Genomic DNA, 528 nt, shown 5'->3' on the forward strand with positions numbered 1-528 from the left:
AACAAGTGGCATCAGTAGTAATACTTTGCTGATTTGCAATGAAACCTGACCAGTAATTAAAAAGTGTTTTTTCTACCTTTTCTATAATTAGATTTTGAGCCAACTCACAACGTATTTGGCTTACGATTTTGTAGTTGGTTAAACGATGATGTCCTAAATGAATATCGCAAAAAAATTGATAATCAATATTGGCATTCAATTGTTCAATTAATTTTCTATCTGAACAACAAGCATGGTGTTTTAAAAACATTAAGGCAAGTTTGCCTTTTGGACTAAAATAATTTTTCGTTCCTTTTGGTGATTCTGTAATCTTAAAATTTGTTACTAAATCATACCAAGGAATAGCAGCATAGATTTTACCTAAATCGCTATTCAAAAATTGATTGAAATACAGCGTGTAATTCTCTGTAGCACTTAAAAATGAAAATTCGTGCTGGAAATCGGAAATTCTTCGTATTTTAGACATAGACAAATGATAGAAAACCCCGTTTTTTGAGTGTAGAGCTCGTTTTCGGGGTTTTGTTTTAT

Annotated in this window: 1 protein-coding gene; it reads right to left on the reverse strand. The window is 31.1% G+C overall.

What is annotated here, in order from left to right; genetic code table 11:
* A partial coding sequence (locus Q0731_RS13130) for a transposase (protein WP_299064821.1) occupies positions 1 to 466 on the reverse strand: 466 nt, incomplete at its 3' end.
* Between the last annotated feature and the right edge of the window lie 62 nt (positions 467 to 528).

Origin of the sequence: uncultured Polaribacter sp., from assembly GCF_947497695.1 — a bacterium.
GTDB lineage: Bacteria > Bacteroidota > Bacteroidia > Flavobacteriales > Flavobacteriaceae > Polaribacter.